The sequence below is a fragment of the Jeotgalicoccus saudimassiliensis genome (genome assembly GCF_000756715.1).
Taxonomy (GTDB): Bacteria; Bacillota; Bacilli; order Staphylococcales; family Salinicoccaceae; genus Jeotgalicoccus; species Jeotgalicoccus saudimassiliensis.
The window spans coordinates 25,775-48,650 of the sequence record NZ_CCSE01000001.1; the positions used below are offsets into that span (position 1 = coordinate 25,775).

Annotated in this window: 21 protein-coding genes; 11 read left to right on the top strand and 10 right to left on the bottom strand. The window is 44.8% G+C overall.

The annotated features are described in order from the left end of the window. The first annotated feature begins 196 nt into the window (after positions 1–196). Positions 197–2,329: an ATP-dependent Clp protease ATP-binding subunit gene (locus RZ44_RS00165; RefSeq protein WP_035807292.1), complete on the top strand. Its 2,133-nt coding sequence runs from the start codon at positions 197–199 to the stop codon at positions 2,327–2,329. 41 nt (positions 2,330–2,370) lie between these two features. Here the strand turns inward: RZ44_RS00165 and ybaK are convergent, their stop codons facing one another. Beyond that, complete coding sequence (ybaK, locus tag RZ44_RS00170) at positions 2,371–2,856, bottom strand: Cys-tRNA(Pro) deacylase (protein WP_035807294.1); 486 nt, start codon at positions 2,854–2,856, stop codon at positions 2,371–2,373. A 162-nt stretch (positions 2,857–3,018) separates the two neighbouring features. Between ybaK and RZ44_RS00175 the strand changes: the two genes are divergently transcribed. The 3 genes from RZ44_RS00175 to RZ44_RS10950 all read left to right on the top strand — a co-directional run bounded on the left by RZ44_RS00175 (position 3,019) and on the right by RZ44_RS10950 (position 6,015). Further along, entirely contained in the window at positions 3,019–3,423 is a 405-nt protein-coding gene (locus RZ44_RS00175; RefSeq protein ID WP_035807295.1) for a hypothetical protein, read from the top strand. A gap of 573 nt (positions 3,424–3,996) precedes the next feature. Next, entirely contained in the window at positions 3,997–4,746 is a 750-nt protein-coding gene (locus tag RZ44_RS00180; protein WP_035807297.1) for a DeoR/GlpR family DNA-binding transcription regulator, read from the top strand. Positions 4,747–5,046: 300 nt separating this feature from the next. Further along, positions 5,047–6,015, top strand: coding sequence for a LysM peptidoglycan-binding domain-containing protein (locus RZ44_RS10950; RefSeq protein WP_052108684.1), 969 nt, complete (start codon positions 5,047–5,049; stop codon positions 6,013–6,015). 117 nt (positions 6,016–6,132) lie between these two features. Here RZ44_RS10950 and RZ44_RS00195 read toward each other — a convergent pair whose 3' ends face one another. The 4 genes from RZ44_RS00195 to trhO all read right to left on the bottom strand — a co-directional run bounded on the left by RZ44_RS00195 (position 6,133) and on the right by trhO (position 11,287). Further along, positions 6,133–7,572 carry a carbon starvation CstA family protein gene (locus RZ44_RS00195; protein WP_035807299.1) on the bottom strand — a complete coding sequence of 480 codons (1,440 nt, stop codon included), beginning with the start codon at positions 7,570–7,572 and terminating at the stop codon, positions 6,133–6,135. A 197-nt stretch (positions 7,573–7,769) separates the two neighbouring features. Next, the gene (locus RZ44_RS00200; protein WP_035807301.1) at positions 7,770–9,080 is read right to left on the bottom strand and encodes an LLM class flavin-dependent oxidoreductase; all 1,311 of its coding nucleotides are present in this window, start codon (positions 9,078–9,080) and stop codon (positions 7,770–7,772) included. Beyond that, on the bottom strand, positions 9,077–10,078 hold the full coding sequence (locus RZ44_RS00205; RefSeq protein WP_035807302.1) for an MsnO8 family LLM class oxidoreductase: 1,002 nt from the start codon (positions 10,076–10,078) through the stop codon (positions 9,077–9,079). The genes RZ44_RS00200 and RZ44_RS00205 overlap by 4 nt, the downstream gene beginning before the upstream one ends. Positions 10,079–10,303: 225 nt before the next feature. Then, positions 10,304–11,287, bottom strand: a complete 984-nt coding sequence (gene trhO, locus RZ44_RS00210) for an oxygen-dependent tRNA uridine(34) hydroxylase TrhO (protein WP_035807304.1) — start codon at positions 11,285–11,287, stop codon at positions 10,304–10,306. 171 nt (positions 11,288–11,458) lie between these two features. Here trhO and RZ44_RS00215 point away from each other — a divergent pair, with 171 nt between their 5' ends. Then, entirely contained in the window at positions 11,459–12,100 is a 642-nt protein-coding gene (locus RZ44_RS00215) for a DsbA family oxidoreductase (RefSeq protein WP_035807306.1), read from the top strand. A 59-nt stretch (positions 12,101–12,159) separates the two neighbouring features. Here the strand turns inward: RZ44_RS00215 and RZ44_RS00220 are convergent, their stop codons facing one another. After that, on the bottom strand, positions 12,160–12,441 hold the full coding sequence (locus tag RZ44_RS00220; protein ID WP_035807308.1) for a hypothetical protein: 282 nt from the start codon (positions 12,439–12,441) through the stop codon (positions 12,160–12,162). 116 nt (positions 12,442–12,557) lie between these two features. On the opposite strand from RZ44_RS00220, the gene RZ44_RS00225 reads away from it, so the two are divergent. From RZ44_RS00225 to RZ44_RS00250, 6 genes are all read left to right on the top strand, one after another. Next, positions 12,558–13,061 (top strand): GNAT family N-acetyltransferase, encoded by a 504-nt coding sequence (locus RZ44_RS00225; RefSeq protein ID WP_035807311.1) that lies wholly within the window; start codon positions 12,558–12,560, stop codon positions 13,059–13,061. 69 nt (positions 13,062–13,130) lie between these two features. Next, positions 13,131–14,321: a dicarboxylate/amino acid:cation symporter gene (locus RZ44_RS00230; RefSeq protein ID WP_035807313.1), complete on the top strand. Its 1,191-nt coding sequence runs from the start codon at positions 13,131–13,133 to the stop codon at positions 14,319–14,321. A 105-nt stretch (positions 14,322–14,426) separates the two neighbouring features. Further along, positions 14,427–15,578: an MFS transporter gene (locus tag RZ44_RS00235; protein WP_231856231.1), complete on the top strand. Its 1,152-nt coding sequence runs from the start codon at positions 14,427–14,429 to the stop codon at positions 15,576–15,578. A gap of 10 nt (positions 15,579–15,588) precedes the next feature. Beyond that, entirely contained in the window at positions 15,589–16,503 is a 915-nt protein-coding gene (locus RZ44_RS00240; protein WP_035807315.1) for a Rossmann-fold NAD(P)-binding domain-containing protein, read from the top strand. Between the two features lie 48 nt (positions 16,504–16,551). After that, entirely contained in the window at positions 16,552–17,271 is a 720-nt protein-coding gene (locus RZ44_RS00245; RefSeq protein ID WP_035807316.1) for a YebC/PmpR family DNA-binding transcriptional regulator, read from the top strand. Positions 17,272–17,304: 33 nt separating this feature from the next. Next, entirely contained in the window at positions 17,305–18,078 is a 774-nt protein-coding gene (locus RZ44_RS00250; protein ID WP_035811403.1) for an SDR family NAD(P)-dependent oxidoreductase, read from the top strand. 382 nt (positions 18,079–18,460) lie between these two features. Here RZ44_RS00250 and RZ44_RS00255 read toward each other — a convergent pair whose 3' ends face one another. From RZ44_RS00255 to argC, 4 genes are read right to left on the bottom strand one after another with little or no spacing between them, the layout of a single operon-like run. Continuing rightward, a complete protein-coding gene (locus RZ44_RS00255; RefSeq protein ID WP_035807318.1) occupies positions 18,461–19,669 on the bottom strand; it encodes an aspartate aminotransferase family protein in 1,209 nt (402 codons plus the stop codon). Next, positions 19,666–20,571: an acetylglutamate kinase gene (gene argB / locus RZ44_RS00260; RefSeq protein ID WP_197692997.1), complete on the bottom strand. Its 906-nt coding sequence runs from the start codon at positions 20,569–20,571 to the stop codon at positions 19,666–19,668. The genes RZ44_RS00255 and argB overlap by 4 nt, the downstream gene beginning before the upstream one ends. 10 nt (positions 20,572–20,581) lie before the next feature. Further along, entirely contained in the window at positions 20,582–21,805 is a 1,224-nt protein-coding gene (argJ, locus tag RZ44_RS00265) for a bifunctional glutamate N-acetyltransferase/amino-acid acetyltransferase ArgJ (RefSeq protein WP_035807323.1), read from the bottom strand. Between the two features lie 15 nt (positions 21,806–21,820). After that, positions 21,821–22,864 carry an N-acetyl-gamma-glutamyl-phosphate reductase gene (argC, locus tag RZ44_RS00270; protein WP_035807325.1) on the bottom strand — a complete coding sequence of 348 codons (1,044 nt, stop codon included), beginning with the start codon at positions 22,862–22,864 and terminating at the stop codon, positions 21,821–21,823. Between the last annotated feature and the right edge of the window lie 12 nt (positions 22,865–22,876).

Here is a 22,876-nt window from a genome sequence, read left to right on the forward strand (position 1 = left end):
AACAAATAAAATACTTGAAAGTCAAAGAAGGTCAATGTATAATAAATATATAAGGTCAAAGATAGTCAAAAAGAAAGTTGTTTGTAAGCATCATATTTGAAAATATCTTTTGAGGCCTTTATACTGTATTCATAGTCAAATATAGTCAAAGTCAAATTGACTGTGAACGCGAATATATCAATAGGAGGAAACACATATGAAATGTCAAAATTGCGGATTAAACGAAGCGAATGTAAACCTTGCAATGAATTTTAACAATCAAAAAATGCAGGTTCATTTATGTGACAGCTGTTTCCAGGATATCCAGGGTCAAATGATGAATTCAAATGACTTCTTTAAAGGATCATCTTTCCAAAATAATAATATGAACAATAAATATTTCAATGGACAAGGAAACAAGGGAACAAGTACACAAACTAAAGAACGTGAAAATAAACGTGACGGCCTTTTAGACCAGCTCGGCAATAACATCTCGGACGAGGCAAGAGCAGGTAATATCGATCCGGTTATCGGACGGGACAAAGAAGTAAAACGCGTCGTTGAAACATTAAACAGACGCAATAAGAATAATCCGGTATTAATCGGTGAGCCGGGTGTCGGTAAAACAGCAATTGCTGAAGGGCTGGCACTGAAAATCGTAGAAGGCAATGTGCCAACGAAACTGATGGATAAAGAAATTTACGTTCTGGACGTCGCATCACTCGTTGCGAACACTTCAATGCGCGGTCAGTTTGAAGAGCGTATGAAACAGCTTATTGCAGAACTGAAAGAGCGTCAGGATGTCATTCTCTTTATCGATGAGATTCACCAGATTGTCGGCGCAGGTTCTGCTGAAAGCTCACAAATGGATGCGGGTAACATTCTTAAACCGGCATTAGCACGCGGTGAACTGCAGATTATCGGTGCAACAACACTGAAAGAGTATCGTCAAATCGAGAAAGACGCAGCCCTTGAACGCCGTCTGCAGCCGATTATCGTTAAAGAGCCGACGCTCGAGGAATCGGTTTTAATCCTTAAAGGTATTAAAGACCGCTATGAAAAATTCCACGAAGTCAGTTATTCCGACGAAGTGGTTGAGGCGTTTGTGAATTTATCGCACAGATATATTCAGGACCGTTTCTTACCGGATAAAGCAATCGACTTAATGGATGAAGTCGGTGCACGATTAAATCTTGCGAATGCGGAGAACGATACTGAATCCATTAAACAGAAGCTCGAAAAAATTGCTGAAGAAAAAGATGCAGCAGCAGAGCAGGAAGATTACGAAACGGCAGCACGCCTGAAATATCAGGAACTGCAGCTTGAAAAACAGCTGGAGGCTGCAGCAGACGACAAACAGGTCATGGATGTAGATATCGCTGATATTCAGCTGATTGTCGAAGAGAAAACAGGTATTCCTGTAACGAAACTCCAGTCTGAAGAACAGGCACAGATGAGAGATCTCGGTACGAACCTGAGCAGTAAAGTGATCGGCCAGCAGGAAGCAGTCGAAAAGATCGCGAAGGCAGTCAGAAGAAGCCGCGCCGGTCTTAAATCTAAATACCGTCCAATTGGTTCATTCCTGTTCGTCGGTCCGACTGGTGTCGGTAAAACTGAATTAACGAAAGCACTTGCTGAAGAGTTATTCGGTTCAAGAGATTCAATGATCAGACTCGATATGAGTGAGTACATGGAGAAACATTCAATCTCTAAAATTATCGGGTCGCCTCCGGGTTATGTTGGCCACGAAGAGGCTGGACAGCTGACAGAGAAAGTACGTCACAACCCTTATTCAATTATTCTTTTAGATGAAATTGAAAAAGCGCACCCTGACGTGCAGAACATGTTCCTGCAAATTATGGAAGACGGTCAGTTAACGGATTCCCACGGCAGAACAGTCAGCTTTAAAGAAACAGTTGTCATTATGACAAGTAACGCCGGTACAGGAGATAATAACGCGAGCGTCGGCTTTAACGCAGACCAGCATGAATCAGTCAGCACGCTTGAAAACTTAAGCGATTATTTCAAACCGGAATTCTTAAACAGATTTGATGCTATTATTAACTTCAACGAGCTGTCAGAAGAAAACTTAATGGAAATCGTCGATCTGATGCTGACTGAATTACAGGACGCACTGGAAGAAAACGAAATTAAGATATCAATTACAGATGACGCTAAGAAAAAACTCGTCAGCCTGGGCTACGACAAACGCTTCGGTGCAAGACCGCTGCGCAGAGTCATTCAGGATAAGATTGAAGACCAGCTGACAGACTTAATTTTAGAAGAAGACGAACTTGAAAATGTTAAAGCGCATATTAAAGACGGGGAAATTACCGTTGTAAAAGCTTAATATAGATAAAGAGCTCTGGCCTTTTGATGGTCAGAGCTTTTTTATTCTGTAATATCGGCGAAGGTTCCGTCAGTAACACTGATTAAATCCGCCGGAGGAAGTTCCATCTGCATACCGCGCTTACCGGCAGATACGACAATTGTCTCCATCGTTTCAGCTTCCGCAGCGATATAGGTCGGAAACTGCTTTTTCATACCGACGGGTGAACAGCCGCCGCGGATGTAGCCCGTCGTCTTTTCCAGGTCCTTCATCTGAAGCATATCGACTTTTTTGTTGCCGCTTGCTTTGGCGAATTTTTTTAAGTCGAGTTCGTTGGAAGCGGGGATGCACGCAACGATAACTCCCGTGTTATTGCCGACGGCCACCAGCGTTTTATAAATCTTCTCAAATGGCATGTTTACCCGTTCAGCTGCTGTTTTTGCGTCTGTATGCTCTTCGTTCCATGCGTATTCATGCACGTCGTAGCTGATCTTATGATTTTCAAGGGCGCGCATTGCGTTGGTTTTCTGGATTTTCTTTTTCTTCATTTGTCTGCACTCCTCATCAGTAAATAAAGGCGGGTATTCATTATAGTAGTTAAAATCATATCATAACGGAGAGATTTATAATGAAAATCGGCATCTTTTTTGCCTTTTCGGGTGAGGGATTTAGTATAATTTAAGTCAAAGTGATTTTATGAGGAGTTAACTATGTTTTTAAAATCAGAAGAAGACGATAAACGACCGCTGAAGAAAAAATACCACTTTGATCCGACGAAAGTACTGATAGGAATGGCCGTTGGATTTATTACCCCGGAAATAGCGCGGTTTTTATCCGAAAATGTTATTGAAAATAATACACTCGAAAATATCGCAGGTATATCGAGCATCGGACTCGCGATTATCTTCGGGATAATAATGCTGTTTATAACCTTTCGTGTGGAAATGATATACTTAGAGGACGACAGTGATTTCCGCGGTAAACCGCAGGGAGAGCAAAATGAGATTACCGATAAACTCGGCGAATACCATGAAGCTAAAAAAAACGGCGATACCGCGCGCATGAAAGAATTGGCAGCATGGCTGAAAGCGCGCGGCGTCATCATTAAGAAATAAAAAGTAAAACCCGGGGAGCCGGGTTTTATTTTTTATTTTGGGAGGGTGGGGGATGGGCGGTGAGTTTGGCGTTCTATGAAGGCTGCTCATAGAGCTTCTGATAGTTTTGGCGTTCTATGAAGGCTGTTCATAGAGCTTCTGGTGGTTTTGGCGTTCTATGAACGCCGCTCATAGAGCTTCTGGTGGTTTTGGCGTTCTATGAAGGCTGTTCATAGAGCTTCTGATGGTTTTGGCGTTCTATGAACGTTGCTCATAGAGCTTCTGATGGTTTTGGCGTTCTATGAACGTTGCTCATAGAGCTTCTGATGGTTTTGGCGTTCTATGAACGTTGCTCATAGAGCTTCTGATGGTTTTGGCGTTCTATGAAGGCTGCTCATAGAGCTTCGACCGCTCCCGGCGTTCTATGAACGCCGCTCATAGAAACTACACAGCCATATAACCACCACACACACCATATTTACAACTTAAGTGTGAAAAAATCACACAATGATAAACATAATGTAAATTAATCACATTAATTGGGGTACAATATAAAGAGCAAATATTAAAATGAATTCCAGGGTGAGAACATATATGAAGAGAAAAAGACAGGAGTATATTATAAACCGCGTCGCAGGCGACAGCAGCGTTACGATTGAGCTGCTTGCTGAGGAACTGAATGTATCTGAAATGACGGTACGCAGGGATTTGAAGGAACTTGAGGATGATGAACAGATTATAAGAACGTCCAATTCAATTCTTTTAAAGGATTCATTCCTGAATGAAGTGCCTTTCGTGAAAAAACAGCTGGTTAATATAGAAGAGAAGCGGCTGATCGCGAAAAAATCGATGCAGTTTATCAAACCGAATCAGACGGTTCTGCTTGATGCGGGTACGACGACGCTTGAAATCTGCAAACTTCTTAAAAATACGGATTTCACAGTTAGGATTATTACAAATGATATTAAAGCGGCGGCGGAGCTGATTGACAGCCGGCATGAAGTGATCATTCTCGGAGGGACTGTGCAGCAGAATATCGGTTCGATGTACGGTGCGCAGACGATTGATGTACTGAAAAATATTAAAGTAAATGTGTCGTTTGTCGGTACGCAGGCGATGATGATCGGTGAAGGTATTTTCGCACCGACGATAGAAAAAGCAAAAGTGAAAAGTCTGATGATGGACTGCGGACAAAACACGTATCTCGTTGTAGATTCGAGCAAGATGAATCATACTTCGTTTGCAAAAATCAGCGACTTCGATGAGTTTACGGCAATCATTACAGACGACCGGCTGAGTCAGCAGGAAATAGATGCACTGTCATCATACACAACAGTCATCTGACGGTGTAACGCAGTATTAACTACATTACAGTTATATTACAAAAATTTGATAACTTTGAATTCAATATATACGATAAAACACCCGACCCCCTGATGTATCAGCGGTTGCGGGTGTTTTACTTAAATTTTACATATGTGAAGGCGCTTATTTTTTATAAGCATAATATCATTAATTTTGCTATTAGGTTACAAGTCAGTTACAAACGCCAAATCCCTTGTGTCATGTGCTATAGTATTACTCGTGGAATGACTCGGGAACAGAGTTCAATAAAATTATTCCCAATCTATGGAGGATTTAAACATGAAAAAAACAATTATCTCTGCAGCATCACTTACAGCTTTATCAGCAGTAGCTGCAGCTAACATATCAGCATCAGAAGTAACAGTAGAATCAGGTGACACGCTTTGGAGTATTTCTAAAGGTGCATCACAATCAGTTGAAGAAATTAAGGCTCTAAACAACTTAACTTCAGACCTTATTTTCCCTGGCGACGTTCTTAAAGTAGACGCTGAAGCTCCAAGCGCAGCTCCTGCTGAAGAAGTTGAAACAGAAGAATCTGCTACTACATACACAATTGAAGCAGGCGACACTTTATTCGCTATTGCTAACCAGTTTGATGTAACAGTTGCTGATCTTAAAGCGTGGAACAACCTTTCATCAGACCTTATCATCGCTGGTAAAGACATCGCAGTTGCTGCAGAAGCAGCACCAGCTGTTGAAACAGTAGAAGAAGCAGCTCCTGCACAGGAAACTGCAGCACCGGCTGTTGAAGAAACACCAGCAGTAGAAGAAGTACAGGAAGCAGCGCCAGCAGTAGAAGCAGCTCCAGCAGTTCAGGAAGTTGAAGAAGTACAGGAAGTTCAGGAAGTTCAGGAAGTTGAACAGCCACAGGCAGCTCCTGCAGCTGAACCTGCACCGGCAGTAACTGGCGGAAACGCAGCGGCAATTGCTAACTCATTAGCAGCTGGCAAGCACTACGTTTACGGTGGAAACTCTGCTACAGCAGTAGACTGCTCAGCATTCACTCAGCAGTTCATGGCAGCGTTCAACGGTAAATCAATTCCTAGAGATACTTACGGTCAAAGAGCAGCAGGTACACAGGTTTCTAACCCGCAGCCAGGTGACTTAGTATTCTTTAACAACTACTCACACGTTGGAGTATACATCGGAAACGGCCAAATGGTAGATGCTCTTAACCCTTCTGAAGGTGTTGGACAGCGCGCAGTATCATACGTACACGGTCACGTTGACGGTTACTACAGATTCTAATAACTATATCAATACAGAATGCCCGGTCTAAGAAGACCGGGCATTTTTTTGTTCATTCATATTCATCATATAGAAAAACCGGCATGAGCTGTGCTCACGCCGGTCTTCCTTTAAATATTAATGTTCGTACGCGGGATCTTTAACTGCCGCAGTACGCTGCTTCAGAATCGCTTTAACGTACAGGTAACCTGTCACGGCAACCGGAACGAGTCCGCCGATGATGGCGATGTTGTAATCGAGATTCAGCGTCTCAGGCGCGTAAAGGAAGTACGTGCCGACAACACCTGTCATAAACAGTGCCGGAATACCTGCAATGTAATGGAACTTAGCTTCTTTCAGAAGATAAACTGCCGCAACCCATAACATCGTCGCTGCGACCATCTGGTTCGTAAAGCCGAGATATCTCCATAAGAATGTGTAGTCAATCGTAGATAGCAGGAATGCCGGAATACCGACACACAGTGTCATCCATAACATTTTAGGTGCTTTACCGCTTTTTCTAATACCTGCAACAGCTTCAGTCAGCATCATGCGTGATGAACGGAGTGCTGTATCCCCGGTAGTAATCGGTAAAATTATTGCACCAAGGAAAGCAAGAATTGCACCTGCAGAACCGAGCATTTCAATAGAGATTGTATCGATAACACCTGCCGGTCCGCCTGCAGCCAGTGCCTCCGCCAGGCCGCTTGTTCCATGGAAGAACGTCATACCTGCAGTTGCCCAGATCAGGGCAATTACGCCTTCAGCAATCATCGCACCGAAGAATACTCTGCGCCCGTCAGATTCTTTTTTAACAGTACGTGCAATGATTGGGCTCTGAGTAGAGTGGAATCCGCTGATTGCACCGCACGAAATTGTAACCATAATCAGCGGCCACACAGGAAGTCCTGCAGGATGCTGGTTTTCAAAAGTCAGGTTCGGAATTGGTGTGTCTGAGAAAATCAGTCCAATCATGACAGAGACTGCCATGATGATCAGTACCGCACCGAAGAAAGGGTAAATACGTCCGATAATTTTATTAATCGGTAAGACGGCAGCCATTACGAAATATGCAAAGATAATAACCAGAGCTGCAAAAAATGGAATTGCTCCGCCTGTTTTTAATGAAATCAGTTCAGCAGGACCTGCAGTGAATGCAGCTGCAACAAGAATCATTAATGCAAGAGAGACAATATAGATAAACGCCTTAACACCTTTTCCTAAATATCTCTCAACGAGCGCAGGGAACTGTGAACCGTTATGTCTCAGGCTCAGCATGCCGGCAAAGTAATCATGCACGGCACCTGCGAATATACATCCGACAACGATCCAGATTAACGCCGGCGGTCCATAAACTGCACCGGCAACAGCACCGAATACCGGACCGAGTCCTGCGATGTTTAAGAGCTGAATCAGCCATCCTTTAATCGGATGCATCGGCATGTAGTCAACACCATCGTTTGTTTTGTATGCCGGTGTGGGTTCTTTATCATTTATAACAAAAATCTTTTCAACTATTTTTCCGTATACCATATAGCCTGCAATTAGTAAAAACAGGGCTGTAAAAAATGTAAGCATGGCAGTCCTCCCGCGTAACGAATTATAAAAATTTAATGATAAGTGTAGCAAGCCGAACGGGATACGTCAACAAGTATTCAGATAATTTCGATTAAAAAGAAAATTAAAGCGTTTACATTGTGAGAAGAGCGGGGAATTGATGCTGAAACGAAGAAGAACACCTGAGCCGGGGGGACTCAGGTGTTTAATATAATCACTTATTTACTGTATCTGTTTTTCTTAAAAGGAAGACCGAGTTCATCGCGTAATGTTTTACTTTCGTATGACGTATCGTAGTATCCCTTTTCGACTAAAATCGGAATGACTTTGTCGATGAAGTCATGGAAGAATTCACCGAGGATATGCGGTGTCAGCACGAATCCGTCAGCAGCATCATTATCAATCCATTCAATAATCTGGTTCGCAACTTCTTCGTATGTTCCCATAAACGGACTTTCGCGAGTCGTTTCTTCGAGCGCGACTTCACGGAGTGTCAGATTGTGTTCTTTCGCACGTGCTTTAATATCATCCGTAGTGGACTGGAAACTGTTCTTTCCGATGTCACCGAGTTCAGGGAACGGTGCATCTGCATCGTACTGGCTGAAGTCATGGTGATCGAAGTAACGGCCGAGGTAGGCCAATGCCTCTTCGATTGTGACGAGGTTTTTAATATACTCATAACGTTCCTTCACCTGTTCGCGGTCTTTACCGACAATCGGCTGCAGCGTCGGGAACACTTTAATTTCATCCGGATTGCGTCCGTTGTCGGCAGCCTGTTTGCGAAGATCTGCATATGTTTTCTTAGCTTTCTCGAGTGAACCGGCATGTGTGAATACCGCATCGGCATTTCGCGCGGCAAAGGCAGAACCTTTCGGTGAGGCACCCGCCTGGAAGATAATCGGCTGGCCCTGCGGTGAACGTTCGATGTTCAGTGGTCCGGCAATTTTAAAGAACTCGCCTTCGTAGTTCAGTTCATGCATTTTACTTTTATCGAAATACTGTCCGCTTTCCTTATCGCGGATAAACGCATCGTCTTCCCATGAATCCCAGAGTCCCTGTACGACTGCAAGGTGTTCATCAGCGATATCGTAACGGAGACTGTGTTCCGGGTGTTTATCTTTACTGAAGTTTTTTGCACTGCCTTCAAGCGGTGACGTTACAACGTTCCATCCGGCACGGCCGCCGCTCATCATGTCAACGGAAGCCAGCTGGCGGGCAATCGTAAACGGTTCGCTGTATGATGTCGATACAGTGGCAACGAGACCGATATGAGAGGTGATCGGTGCAAGGGCTCCGAGCAGTGTCAGCGGCTCGAAACGGCTCAGGAAGTGAGGGATTGATTTATCGTTGATAAACAGGCCGTCAGCAACGAAAACAAATGAAAATCCTGCATTTTCCGCTGTCAGCGTAATGTTTTTATAATGCTCAAAATTAACACTTGCATCAGCAGCGACGTCAGCGCTACGCCATGCGTTCATATGTCCGCCCGGACCGTGAAGCATGACTCCGAACTGTACTTTCTTACTCATAATATCCCAGCCTTTTCTTTGTGTATGGTGTGAATCGGTGCAAGTGTTTCCACTGTATGATTGCGGAGTGCCGGATCAAGTGACGGAATGTGGAACATGAACTCGTCAATCGGACTGTCATCGGCAAGTGTATCGAGTTTTGTGAGAATTTCATCCCGTGTGCCGAGAATCATATCCAGTTTTGTTTTCTCAACATCGATTTTTTCATTGCTGTTTCTAATATAATCATTCACCTGTTTTTCCGTCGTGACGCGTAATGTTTTACCGTCTTTGAATGTCAGGGAGTACAGCGCGTTTTTTTCGGCTGCAGTTTTTTTATCTTCTTCTGTTTCGGCAATGAGTACCGTTAAAGCGGTAATGAATCTGCCGTCCGGATTTAAGCTTTTGTAAGCTGCCGCAACTTCTTTTAACAGCGATTCGTCGTTCTTAATAAAATGGGCGAATATAAAGTTTACGCCGTTCTCCGCTGCGAACTCCGCAGACGATAAACTCCCGCCGAGGAGGAAAACTTCCGGCTTCGACGAATCAGTATCCACTGATATTTTAAGCGATCTGCTGTTTTCGTGTGTGCCGTCGATATACGACTTCAGTTTTAAAAAACGGTCGTTGAAAGAATCGATATCGGGACGGAGTTCATGCTGGAGAGCAGCAGTCGACAGCGGCGTCCCGCCGGGTGCTTTGCCAACACCGAGATTAACGCGGCCCGGTGCAAGGTGACTGATCAGCTGGAACTGTTCGGCAACGTGGAACGGGTTATGATGCGACAGCATCACACCGCCGGCACCGATGTTTATATTTTTCGTATGATTAATCAAATGTGTGACCAGCACCTCGGGTGCAGTGCCGATCAGGTTTTCCATATTGTGGTGCTCAGAAACAAAATAGCGTTTGTAGCCAAGTGAATCTGCGAGCTTCGCAAGTTCCACCGTATGACCGAGTGACTCTTCGACAGAGTGGCCTTCCAGCACAGGACTCTGATTTAAAATATTGAACTCCATAAAATACCCCTTCCTATATCTATGTTTTTTCGGATATGTAACACCGCATTCTCCTACTTCGTAACTATGAATTAAAATAATCATATCACTTATTTCTAATAATTCAATAAGTTCCGGCTGAAAACTTAGTGAATTACTATGAATTGACGAAAGGAGGGTACCGATCAGCATTTTAAACACAAAGAAGCCGGTCCTCTGGACCGGCTTCTTCTATATAATACGTTATTAACCTTTATGGCTCAGTACAGGTTCTGTCTTCGCAAAATCTGTCTGTTTTAATTCTTCGATACGTGCTTTAACGAATTCGCCTGTCATGTTCTGCTCAACGATATATCTGTTACGTGAGTGCTCGGCACATTCTATTGAACATCCGCCGAGGTGGTATGCCTGGTTTTCTTCGGATGATAAAATCTGCGCGTTGCATTCCGGGTTGGCACAGTTGATGTAGCGTTCGCACGGTTCGCCGTCAAAGTGGTCTTTTCCGACTACAACGTGCTCAACCTGGTTGATCGGCACTGTCAGTCTTTCATCAAAGACGTACATCTGACCGTCCCACAGCTGACCTTTGGCAACAGGGTCTTTAGAGTAGGTTGCAACACCGCCGTGAAGCTGTGCCACATTATCAAAGCCTTCGTTTTTCAGCCATCCTGAGAATTTTTCACAGCGGATTCCGCCTGTGCAGTATGTCAGGATCTTTTTACCTTCAAATAAGTGTTTGTTGTCGCGTACCCATTGCGGTGTATCTCTGAAAGTTTCCACTTCAGGTTTAATCGCACCGCGGAAATGGCCGACATCATATTCGTAAATGTTGCGTACATCCAGTACAACTGTATCGTCGCGCTGCATCTGTTCGTAGAACTCTGCAGGTGATAAGTATTCGCCTGTCTGCTCGCGCGGGTCAATGTCAGCGTCGAGACTTAAGTTAACGAGCTCGGGGCGCGGACGGACGAACATTTTTTTAAATGCATGTTCTTCTGCTTCGTCAATTTTAAAGACGATGTCTTTAAATAACGGGTGTGCTTTCATATATTCCATATAGCGTTCAGTCTGTTCGTAATCACCCGACACCGTTCCGTTGATACCTTCATGTGCAACGAGAATACGGCCTTTTAAGCCGAGGTCCTTACAAAATCTTAAATGATCTGCCGCAAATGTTTCCGGATCTTCTACATCCGCATAGTAATAGTAAAGTAAAACTCGATATTTCATTATATTTTCCACCTATCAAATTTATTTGCAGGATAAATCCTGATAGTTTTACAGACATTATTGTATCAGATTCACACACAGTTTAATACGGAAAAATCTACAAGATAGTGACAGATTGGCTATTTTCTCCGCTGAATGTGTTAAAATTTAAATAAGATAAGGAGTGGTCTGATGGACGTTAAAATTTATACAGATATCGCATGTCCGTTTTGCTATATCGGCAAGAAGAACTTTGAAAAAGCGCTCGCCGAATACAAAACAGATGAGAAGATTAATATAGAATATGCAAGCTATGAGCTGGATAACCAGGCGCCGAAGGAGCCTCAGAAAAACATATACGAAGTACTGGCTGCAAAGCACGAACAGCCGATGGAAGAGATTGAAAGAATGGTCAGCCATATCGTCGAACAGGGTAAAATTTCCGATATTGAGTTCAATATGGATAAAGTGATTCCTGCGAACACGAGAGATGCACACAGATTATTAAAGCTGTCGTATGAATTCGGACTGGAAGAAGGCGTGCTTGAGTCACTGTACCGGGCATATTTCACAGAAGGCAAAAACGTCAGCGATAAGGATGTACTGCTTGAGATCGCGAAAGCAAACGGGATGCCTGAAGTACCGGCGAAAGAAGTGATTAACGATCCGAGCTTATTCCTCGAAAATGTTATCGGCGATTTTAATATGGCGAAAGTCAACAAAGTACGTACGCTGCCGTATTACATATTCGACGACAAATTTGCGATCAGCGGTGCAAGGGAACCGCGTCACTATACGATTGCCTTAAACAAAACACTGATGCCGGAAGAATAGAAAAAACTCCGCAGTCATATGACTGCGGAGCTTTTTAAAAACTTCCATCCCCATGGAAATTAATTTTCTGCCGGAACGTTTTTGTCCGGTTTGGCGAGTTTAATTACATGGTACACAATACCTGCAGCTAAGAGGAACGGCACGATAATTAAAATCAGGAAGAACAGCGCTCCGATAAATTCACCGAAACCGAAGTTTGCAAAGAACTCATCCGTTGTAACTTCGAGAAGCGGCGGTAAAAATGCGAAATAATAAATAAGTCCGACAACTGCTAGTGTAACTACGTAAAATATCATATTTAAAATATGATATGGAACAGTGTTTTTATCAAACTTGAACATCATAAAACCCCTTACATTTTTAGTCTTTTAACATAGTATACAACAATGTATAATTATATGCACAGCTTTATTGAAGGTATTTTAATAAATTATCAGTGAATAATGGAGGAAATTAAATGTCTTTACGTTTAGCAGAGAGCGACGATGTACCTTATATAATGGAAATTATTAAAAAGGTCATTCCAAGAATGCACGCAGCAGGAAATTATCAGTGGGATGAGTATTATCCGACGGAGGCAACTTTTAAGAAAGATATTAAAAACGGCACTCTTTATGTTTATGAAGAGAAGAGGGAAATTAAAGGATGCATCGTTGCGGATAATAATCACGCGTTTGCCTATGATGATATTCCGTGGGAGCTTGCACGAATGGATTGTCTTGCACTGCACAGACTTGCTGTTGATCCTGCTTTTCAGGGTCAGGGAATTGCACAAAAAATTTTAAAAGGCATTATTAAAATCGGGAAAGACAAATCTTATCTTGGTATACATACGGATACATCGCAGGAAAACAAACCGATGCAGCAGTTATTTTCTAAGCTCGGATTTGAATATAAGGGGCATCTGAACCTCGATGACAATCTGAATGACTGGTATGCAGCATACGAAAAAGTTTTTTAGGAAACGGTTGCAATCCGGAGTGTAAAAAGATATGTTTGTTGAGATAAAAAAATCAAGGGGGATTTCAGAGTGAAATTATTAGCAAAATTAATTGCGGGTATCATTGCCGGTATCGCAGTCGGGGGCATTTATTACCTCGTTGGTGACGGCGGCGCAATGGGCACTGTTATGGAGTTCATTGTCAGAGTATTCGTAACGATGCAATCGGTTTTAGGGGCATTTATCTTCTTCACGATTCCATTCATCATTCTATTTTTCATTGCATCGGGTATTTCAAAAATCGGTACGGGATCAGGTAAAGTTGTCGGGGCAACTTTAGGTGTGGCTTACCTGTCAACGCTTGGTGCCGGACTTCTGGCGTTTGCAGTGGCAAGTTTCGTAATGCCGCGTATTACAGGGGACAGTGAAGTTCCTGCTGAGGGTGCTGAAATTGCACCGTATCTGGAGTTTGACATTCCGCCTGTAATGGATATTTTACCGGCGCTTGTACTGGCATTTGCAGTCGGTATCGTGATGAACATTCTTAAGCTGGACTTAATGATTAAGTTCTTTGATCAGGGGAAAGACATTACGGAATTCATTATTGAAAAAGTAATCATCCGTATTTTACCGTTCTACATTGCAGGTGTATTCGCAGGTATGGCGGCAACAGGTACTGTATTCGATACACTGCTTGTCTTCGGTGTAGTACTGCTTGTAGCAATACTGCTGCACTGGGTATGGCTGACGCTGCAGTACACAATCGCAGGTTCACTGTTAAAACAAAATCCGTTCAAAATGCTTAAAACAATGCTTCCGGCATACTTTACAGCACTTGGAACAATGTCGAGTGCGGCAACAATTCCGGTAACATTGTCACGTGCGAAGAAAAACGGCATCCGCGAACGTATCGCAGACTTCGTTATTCCGTTAGGCGCAACGATTCACCTGTCGGGAAGTACGATTACAATTGTCAGCTGTTCAATCGCGGTAATGACTATCCTGCCTGAATATGACATGCCTGGTCTTTGGGAAATGACCGGTGTAATTCTGCTTCTTGGAGTAGTAATGATTGCAGCACCGGGTGTACCGGGCGGTGCGATTATGGCAGCGAGCGGTGTGCTGATGGCGAACCTCGGGTTCAATGAAGCGGCAGTTGCATTTATGATTGCACTTTACGTGGCTCAGGACAGTTTCGGTACTGCAACGAACGTTACCGGAGACGGTGCGGTAGCAGCTATTATCGATGCTTATGAACAAAAATTGAACAAAAAATCATAATTCATATTGATAAACTGAAAGACAGTCTGGCATACGTGCCATGCTGTCTTTTTTTCGTTATAATTAGAAAGATAGAAAAAGTTAATTTTAGATTGAGGGAATAAAGTGAAGTCAAAAATTATTTTATATCTGGTTATAGTCATCTGTTTTCTGGACTTATTTATACAGCTGCCGATCATTACGCCGTTTGCACTTGAGCTCGGCGCCTCTGAATTTATGGCAGGCATCGTTGTTGCGATGTACTCACTGTTTAACATGGCCGGTAACATGGCCGGCGGTTATATGTCCGATAAATTCGGACGGAGAAACACGCTGCTCGCCGGTATGATTATGCAGGTATTCTTCGTACTGATTTATACGACGACACCGTCGATTGCCATTTTACTTGCAGTGAGAGCGGTGCACGGTTTTTCAAGCGGACTGTTAACACCGGCGGCATTCAGTTTAATCGCCGACATTTCACGTAGGTCTGCTATCGGTAAATCGATGGCACTGACAGGAGTTGCCATCGGTACGGCAGCAATACTCGGACCGGCAGCAGGCGGTATTATTTCAAGCGCCGTCAGCTATGAAATGGTGTACTACATTCTGTCCGGGGTATATGTATTCGGAACGGTATTAACGTTCTTTGCGATTAAGGAAAGTTCGACAGACGACAGCAGAACTCATCATGCGGCAACGCCGTTTAAAGACCTGCTGCTTCGTCCGGCGCTGAACGTCGCATACATTTCATCATTTACGCTGATGATTGCACAGGGCACACTGGCATTCGGTCTGCCGATAAAAACCGGTCTGCTCGGACTGGAATCATCGATGACCGGAATAATGCTGAGCGTCTTCGGTATTACTGCAATCGTGGTCTTTGCATCACCGGTCAACAAAGTCTTCTCGCTGTATAAAAGTGAAAGTCTTGTTGCCGCCGGTATTTTAATATTAAGCGTAAGCATGATGATTCTGCACTTCGCACCGTCACCGGCCTTTATCTTTATCGTAATGGTGCTGTACGGTTTCGGCTTCGGGTTCGTCTTCCCGTCGATGAATAAAATTATTGCAGAACATTCCGCAATGAACGAGCGGGGCAAGGCGAATGGAATCTTCTATTCGTATTTCTCTCTCGGTTCCGTTGCGGGATCGGTTATTGCAGGCTACTTTGCAGCGGTGTTCAGCCTGCCGTTTCTCGGTATAGGTATCATCACGCTCGTCATGCTGATGATTTTAATGTTTGTCCGCTGGAGACTGGACATGAACCGTCCATAGGAGGGAAATTATGATTAACAAAAATGTACTGCTTATGGGTGTTCACGGAAGAATCGGGGAGCATCTGTATCTCGAACTGAACGAATCGGCGAATCTGTTCGCCTTCTCGAGTCCGAATCAGGAACCGGCGCTCGACAATATTACTTTTATTAAAAAAGATTTATTCATTTTGCCGGAAGTTGAAGAGGCGCTTGAAGATATCGACGTTGTTATCTTTTTTGAAGATCCGATTATGCGCCTCAACAGACTGACGCAGGGGAAGTTTAACGACCTGTATATGCTGATTGCCGACAATATTGCACGGGCTGCAGAGAAGAACAATGTCGGACAGATTATATATATTGCCGACGAGCTGTCAGACGGCAGTATCGTCTCGATACTCGGGTCGTACGGTGCAGACGTAAAAATTACGGAAACGCCGATTCGCCGCTACGGTAAAAACCTGACATACAGAATGAAGGACTATAACAGCGTCCGCAGCATTCAGCGTGCACCGCTGCCGCCGGGCTGGTCTGTTGCAGATGTCGCATGGTACTACTTCACGTGGATTGATGAAATAGTTTACGGACTTGTCAATACGACGATAGAAAACAATAAAGTGTATATCAGGCTGCTTGATAAACCAAGACCGGTACTCGAGCTGACATTTAATAAGGAACGCTCGGAAGATGATATCATACTGTTTGAAATTACAGGCGGCAGTCTGAAAAAACGTTCGACGAACAAGGAGCAGCGTTTTGAATTCAGAAAACTGCCGGGACGTGAAGAGTTCATTATGGCACTGCACGATTTCGAGCCGTCATTGCCGTGGCCGGTATTTAAAATGACCCAGGCGCCGATTCATGCGCTGGTAAGCAGAATTTATCAGGTGGAAATGATTATCAATAAAGATGTGCCGGAACACCGTCCGCACAACAATAAATAAAAGTGGTAAAATATAAATGCAATTATACTGAAATAAGGAAGATGACCGATGGGAAGAAAATGGAATAACATTAAAGAGAAAAAAGCACAGAAAGACCAGAACACGAGCCGTATATATGCGAAGTTCGGCAGAGAAATATACGTTGCTGCACGTAAAGGCGAACCGGATCCGGAATCAAACACTGCGCTGAAAGTTGTTCTCGAACGTGCTAAAACTTACTCGGTTCCAAAACACATTATCGACAAGGCAATCGAGAAAGCAAAAGGCGGGGACGATGAATCATTTGACGAACTCCGTTACGAAGGCTTCGGTCCGAACGGTTCGATGATTATTGTCGATGCACTGACTAATAACGTGAACCGTACAGTATCAGACGTCCGTGCGGCATTTGGTAAAAACGGAGGAAACATGGGTGTCAGCGGTGCGGTCAGCTATATGTTCGACAGCGTGTCGGTCTTTGTGTTTAAAGGCTTTGATGAAGAGACAGTGCTGATGCATTTAATGGAAGCGGAAGTCGACGTTAACGACGTGGCGGAAGAAAACGGCATGACAGTCGTGTACGGTGAACCGCAGGCATACAATAACATTAAAACTGCGCTGGATGAACTGGGTGTGGAAGACTTCGAAGTGGCAGAACACGCGATGATTGCACAGAACGAAGTCACGCTGGAAGATGAAGATCTCGAACAGTTTGAGAAGCTGATTGATGTTCTTGAAGACCTGGAAGATGTATCTAATGTGTTTCATAATGTAAACTTAGGTGAGTAAACAATATGAAGGAGTGGTACTGTGTCAGAATTAATGGATTTCGGTTATAAAGGTAAAGTTGCAGTCATTACGGGTTCAAGTAAAGGTATCGGGCGTGAAACCGCTCTGCAGATGGTGAAGCTCGGTGCGAAAGTGCTGCTTGTGGCACGCGGGGAAGACGCATTGAAAGAAGCGGTGTCTGAAATCAGTGCATTCGGCGAAGCGGACTATATTGCACAGGATATTACTGAGAGCGGTGCAGCTGAAGCAATCGTTGAAGCGGCCGTTCAGAAATTCGGACGTTTGGATGTACTTGTAAATAACGCGGGCAGTTCGTTTGCAAAAAGCTTTGAAGACGTTGAAGTGGCGGGCTGGGAAGAAGATATTGACTTGAAAGTCATGGCAGCAGTGAAAATGTCTAAAGCGGCACTGCCTCATTTAAAGAAGCAGGGCGGCGCTATTTTAAACTTAACTGCGGTCATGGGTAAAACACCGCAGGCGAATTCATTGCCGACAACAGTATCAAGAAGTGCAGGACTTGCGCTTACGAAAGCGATGAGTAAAGATCTTGGGAAGCACAATATTCGTGTGAACGCAGTTTGTATCGGTTTAATCCGGAGCGATCAGATCGAAAAACGCTGGCAGAAACAGGCGCCGGAATTATCGTGGGAAGAGTTCTCTGTGAAGAGCGGAGGGAATATTCCGCTCGGGCGTATCGGTGATACCGCCGAGGCCGCGAACGTTATCACATTCCTGTGTTCCGACCTCGCATCATACGTGAGCGGTACTGCAGTAAACATTGACGGCGGCAGCGGTCACGCGTGGTAAATGATATTTGATTGAAGGCTGTAATTGCCGGGCGATACTGTCCGATAAATTGACTTATCGGACGATGTGAAACGGACACTGTCCGATAAAATCACTTATCGGACGATGTGAAACCGACACTGTCAGACAAAACCATTTATCGGACGATATGAAACCGACACTGTCAGACAAAACCATTTATCTGACAATGTGAAATCGACACTGTCAGACAAAACTATTTATCTGACAATGTGAAATCGACACTGTCAGACAAAACTACTTATCTGACAATGTGAAACGGACACTGTCAGACAAAACTATTTATCTGACAATGTACAGTCAAAAATACATGCAAACACAAAACAAGCATCAAATCCAATCCGGATTTGATGCTTGTTTAATTTTATTTACTCACTTTCTCAACTGCCGCACCGAATCTGACGAGTGCCTCATCAATTTCAGCGGCAGTAACGTTGAGCGGCGGGAGGAGCCTCACAACGTTGTGCTTCGCCGGAACGACGAGCAGTTTCTCGTCATAGCTTGCTGCAATAACGTCAGCTGCCTGTACTTCATCTTTAAACTCGACACCGATAAGCAGTCCGAGCCCTTTAAGTTCAGCAATCGCACCGGTCTTATCGGCAATCTGCTGCAGGCCTGCATTCAGCTGTTCGGCACGGGCGGCTGTGTTTTCCAGCAGGCCTGCCTCCATAATCTCATCGAAGATCACATTGCCGACGGCAGTACCCAGCGGATTTCCGCCGAGCGTCGTACCGTGATCGCCCGAGTTAAAGTGTGCAGCGACTTTGTCCGTTGCCATAAATGCACCGAGCGGATAACCGCCGCCGAGCCCTTTGGCAAGCGTGACGATATCCGGCTGAAGTCCGAACTGTTCAAACGAATAAAGTGTACCCGTACGGCCCATGCCGGTCTGTACTTCATCAATAATCAAAAGCAGTCCGTCGTTTTGGAGTTCTTTCAGCGTCTGAACAAATTCATCGCTCAGCGCGTTAATACCGCCTTCACCCTGTACCGTTTCAACGAGTACTGCACATGTCTGAGCTGTAACGGCTGCTTTAAGCGCGTCTGAATCGTTCAGCGGTGCGTACTTCGCGCCGGGAAGCAGCGGCTCGAAGTCTTTATGCATATCCGGCTGTCCTGTCGCAGACAGTGTCGCCATCGTACGCCCGTGGAATGAATCCGTCAGTGTAATGACTTCAAAGCAGTTTTCGCCGTTGACTTCCTTACCGTATTTACGGGCGAGCTTCAGTGCACCTTCGTTCGCTTCGGCACCGGAGTTGGCAAAGAATACTTTGGCGAGACTGCCTGCACCTTTACAGCTCACGAGTTTATCAGCAAGCTCAATCGAAGGCTTATTCCAGTAAACGTTGGAAGTATGCATCAGCGTTGCCGCCTGTTTTGATACAGCATCAACGATTTTTTCATTGGCGTGCCCTAAAATGTTCGTCGCAATACCCGAGACAAAATCCAGATATTCCACGCCGTCATTATTTGTCAGCCAGACCCCTTTACCGGAGACGAATAATTTATCGCCGCGGTTGTAAGTATTAAACAGCGCCGAGTTTCCGAGTTCAATCAAATCTTCAGTTGTCATAAAACTCTTCCTCCTTCATGCGGTATAATCATCGTGCCGATTCCGGCATCAAAAAACAGTTCGAGCAGCAGAGAGTGTTTAATGCGCCCGTCGACAATATGAGCCTGCTTAACGCCTTTTTTAATGGCGTGTGAGCAGCATTCGACTTTCGGAATCATCCCGTCTGAAATGATGCCGGATTCGATATGTGCATCCACTTCAGCCAGTGTCAGTTCTGACAGCAGCGTCGTTTCATCGTCCTTATCCCTGTATACCCCTTTTGTATCGGTTAAAAGAATAAATTTATCGGCACCGATGGCACCTGCAACTTCCCCTGCGACATAATCCGCATTTATATTATATGTGTCGCCGTTCATATCCACACCGACGGGTGAGATCACGGGCACGAAATCATTGTTGATCAGCAGCGTCAGTAAAGTCGTATCGATCGTCTCGATTTCCCCGACAAGACCGATATCAATCGTTTCAATTTCCCCGTTTTCACCCGTCTCTTCGATAAACTTCTTCTTCACTTTAATCAGATTGCCGTCCTTGCCGGAAATACCGACCGCGCTGCCGCCGATTTTATTGTAGTGCTTGACGATATCCTTGTTCACCTGTCCGGAAAGCACCATTTCAGCGACTTCCATTACCGCATCATCGGTGACGCGGAGTCCTTTTTTAAATTCCGATTCGATGCTGAGGCTGGACAGCATGTCGTTAATGAACGGCCCGCCGCCGTGTACAATCACCGGTTTAATGCCGACTGACTTCATTAGCAGGACATCCTGCATGACGGACTCTTTTAAGCTGTCGTTAACCATGGCGTTACCGCCGTACTTTAAAACGATAATATTGTTTTGAAACACGTTAATGTATGGAAGCGCCTCGATGAGTGTATCTATTCTCTGTGTATCATTCATGATTATCATCCTAACTTCTGTAGTCCGCATTGATTTTTACGTAATCGACCGACATATCGCAGGTCCATACTTCACCGGAATATTCTCCGCTATTTAAATCGATAAAGATCTCAACATCCGTGCATCCTAAAATATTGAATGCAAGTGCCTCGTCAAACGGTACGGCAAGTCCTTCGTGGCAGACGAGTACTTCGTCTTTTCCGGAAGTGAATTTAATCGTAATCGCATTCGGATCAAGCGTTTCTGCACCGCTGTTGCCGACTGCCATAATGACGCGTCCCCAGTTGGCATCCTGACCGTAGACCGCAGTTTTAACAAGGCTTGAAGTGGCAACCGTTTTTGCAACGCTGACCGCGTCGCTTTTACTGGCAGCGTTGACTACATTGACTGTTACGAACTTCGTCGCACCTTCAGCATCTCGTGCAACCATCTGGGACAGCTGTTTGCACATCTCTGTCAGCACATGTGTAAATTCATCGATATGGGACTCATCAAGCATCACTTTATTCGTCGCAGCGAGGAGCACCGTGTCATTTGTACTCGTATCACCGTCGACTGTCATCACGTTAAAGCTGTCGTCCGCTGCCGATTTCAGTGCGGTGTTCAGTGCATCCTGCGGCAGGCCGGCATCTGTGACGATGTAGCCGAGCATCGTGCCCATATTCGGATGAATCATTCCGGCACCTTTAATAATGGCACCGAAATGAATTGTTTCACCGCCGATTTCCGTTTCAAAAGACAATTCCTTCGGCACTGTGTCCGTCGTCATAATGGCTTCTGCAGCAGCAGTTGAACCTGTTGTGCCGAGTCCGCCGACGAGTGTGTCAAGCCCCGAGTAAAACGGTGTTAGATCGAGCGGTTCACCGATAACACCTGTGGAGCTGACCAGTACTTCATGTGCTTCGATATTCAGTTTTTCAGAAAGGGCGGCAGTCATCGCCTCGACATCTTCCTCGCCATTTCGGCCGTTGCATGCATTTGCATTGCCGCTGTTGACGAGAATCGCTTTAAAGTCCGTAAAGCTTTCCAGCATCTCCATATCGTAGAGCACCGAGTGCGCTTTAACTTTATTTCTCGTAAATACACCTGTGACGGTTGCACCGTCCGGAAAATATATGAGCGCAAGATCTTTATCCTGCGCTTTAAACCCGGTATGTATACCGTTTGCCACAACTCCGTCAACTGCACACAGCCCGCCTGTCATCACCGATAGTTTTTTCTCTGTAATATACATATTAAAAAACCCTTTCTAAGGCATCATGGCAATGGTATTCAGACCTGATTTCTCAGGTAAGCCAAACATGATGTTCATATTTTGTACCGCCTGTCCCGCTGCGCCTTTTCCTAAGTTGTCAATCACCGTTAAAACGATGAGCCGGCCTGTGCGTTCGTCCAGTTGTACTGCAATCTGACAGCCGTTAGTGCCTGCGACGTGTTTCATCTGCGGCAGTTCTCCTGATTCGAGGACATGAACAAACGGTTCGTTTTCATAGGCTTTCGTATAGCTTTCGATAATATCTGTTTTTGTAATGCCGTCTTTAACAGTGGCGTATATAGTCGAGAAGATTCCGCGTTCCGTTGGAATTAAGTGTGGTGTAAACTGCACCTGCACCGCGTTTTCCGACGAGCTGTTCAGTTCCTGCTCGATTTCCGGAATATGACGGTGGGCGAGAGGATTGTATGCTTTGAAGTTGCCCATCAGCTCCGTCAGCAGTTTATCGACCGAGGCACTTCGCCCGGCACCGCTGACACCTGTTTTGCTGTCGATAATAATCGACTGTTCATCGACCAGCGCATCACCGACTGCAGGAAGAATGCCGAGCAGGGCGCCGGTGACGAAGCAGCCGGGATTTGCAATGTACTTCGCATCCTTAATATCATCTCTGTATTTTTCAGGCAGACCGTACACAAAATCTTTCAGTAAATTCGGTGCAGCCTGCTCAACGTTATACGTCGCCTCGTAGACATCGATATTTTTCAGGCGGAAATCCGCCCCTAAATCGATGACTTTTACATCGTATGCTGAAGCGGCTGCCGCCAGTTCCATCGAATGGCCGTGGGGCAGACAGATAAACACAACATCACTGTCGCCGAATACAGTATCCGGATTAAGTTCTGCAAATACTTTACTGTCTGTACTGCCCTTTAAAAACGGATAGTAGCTGTCCACCTTCGTATCAACATGGCTGCGTGATGTTAAATGTACGAGTTCAACTTCGGGATGGGGAATTAAGTAACGTAAGAGCTCGCTTCCTGTGTAACCTGTTGCACCGATAATACTGACTTTGATCATGTAATGACCTCC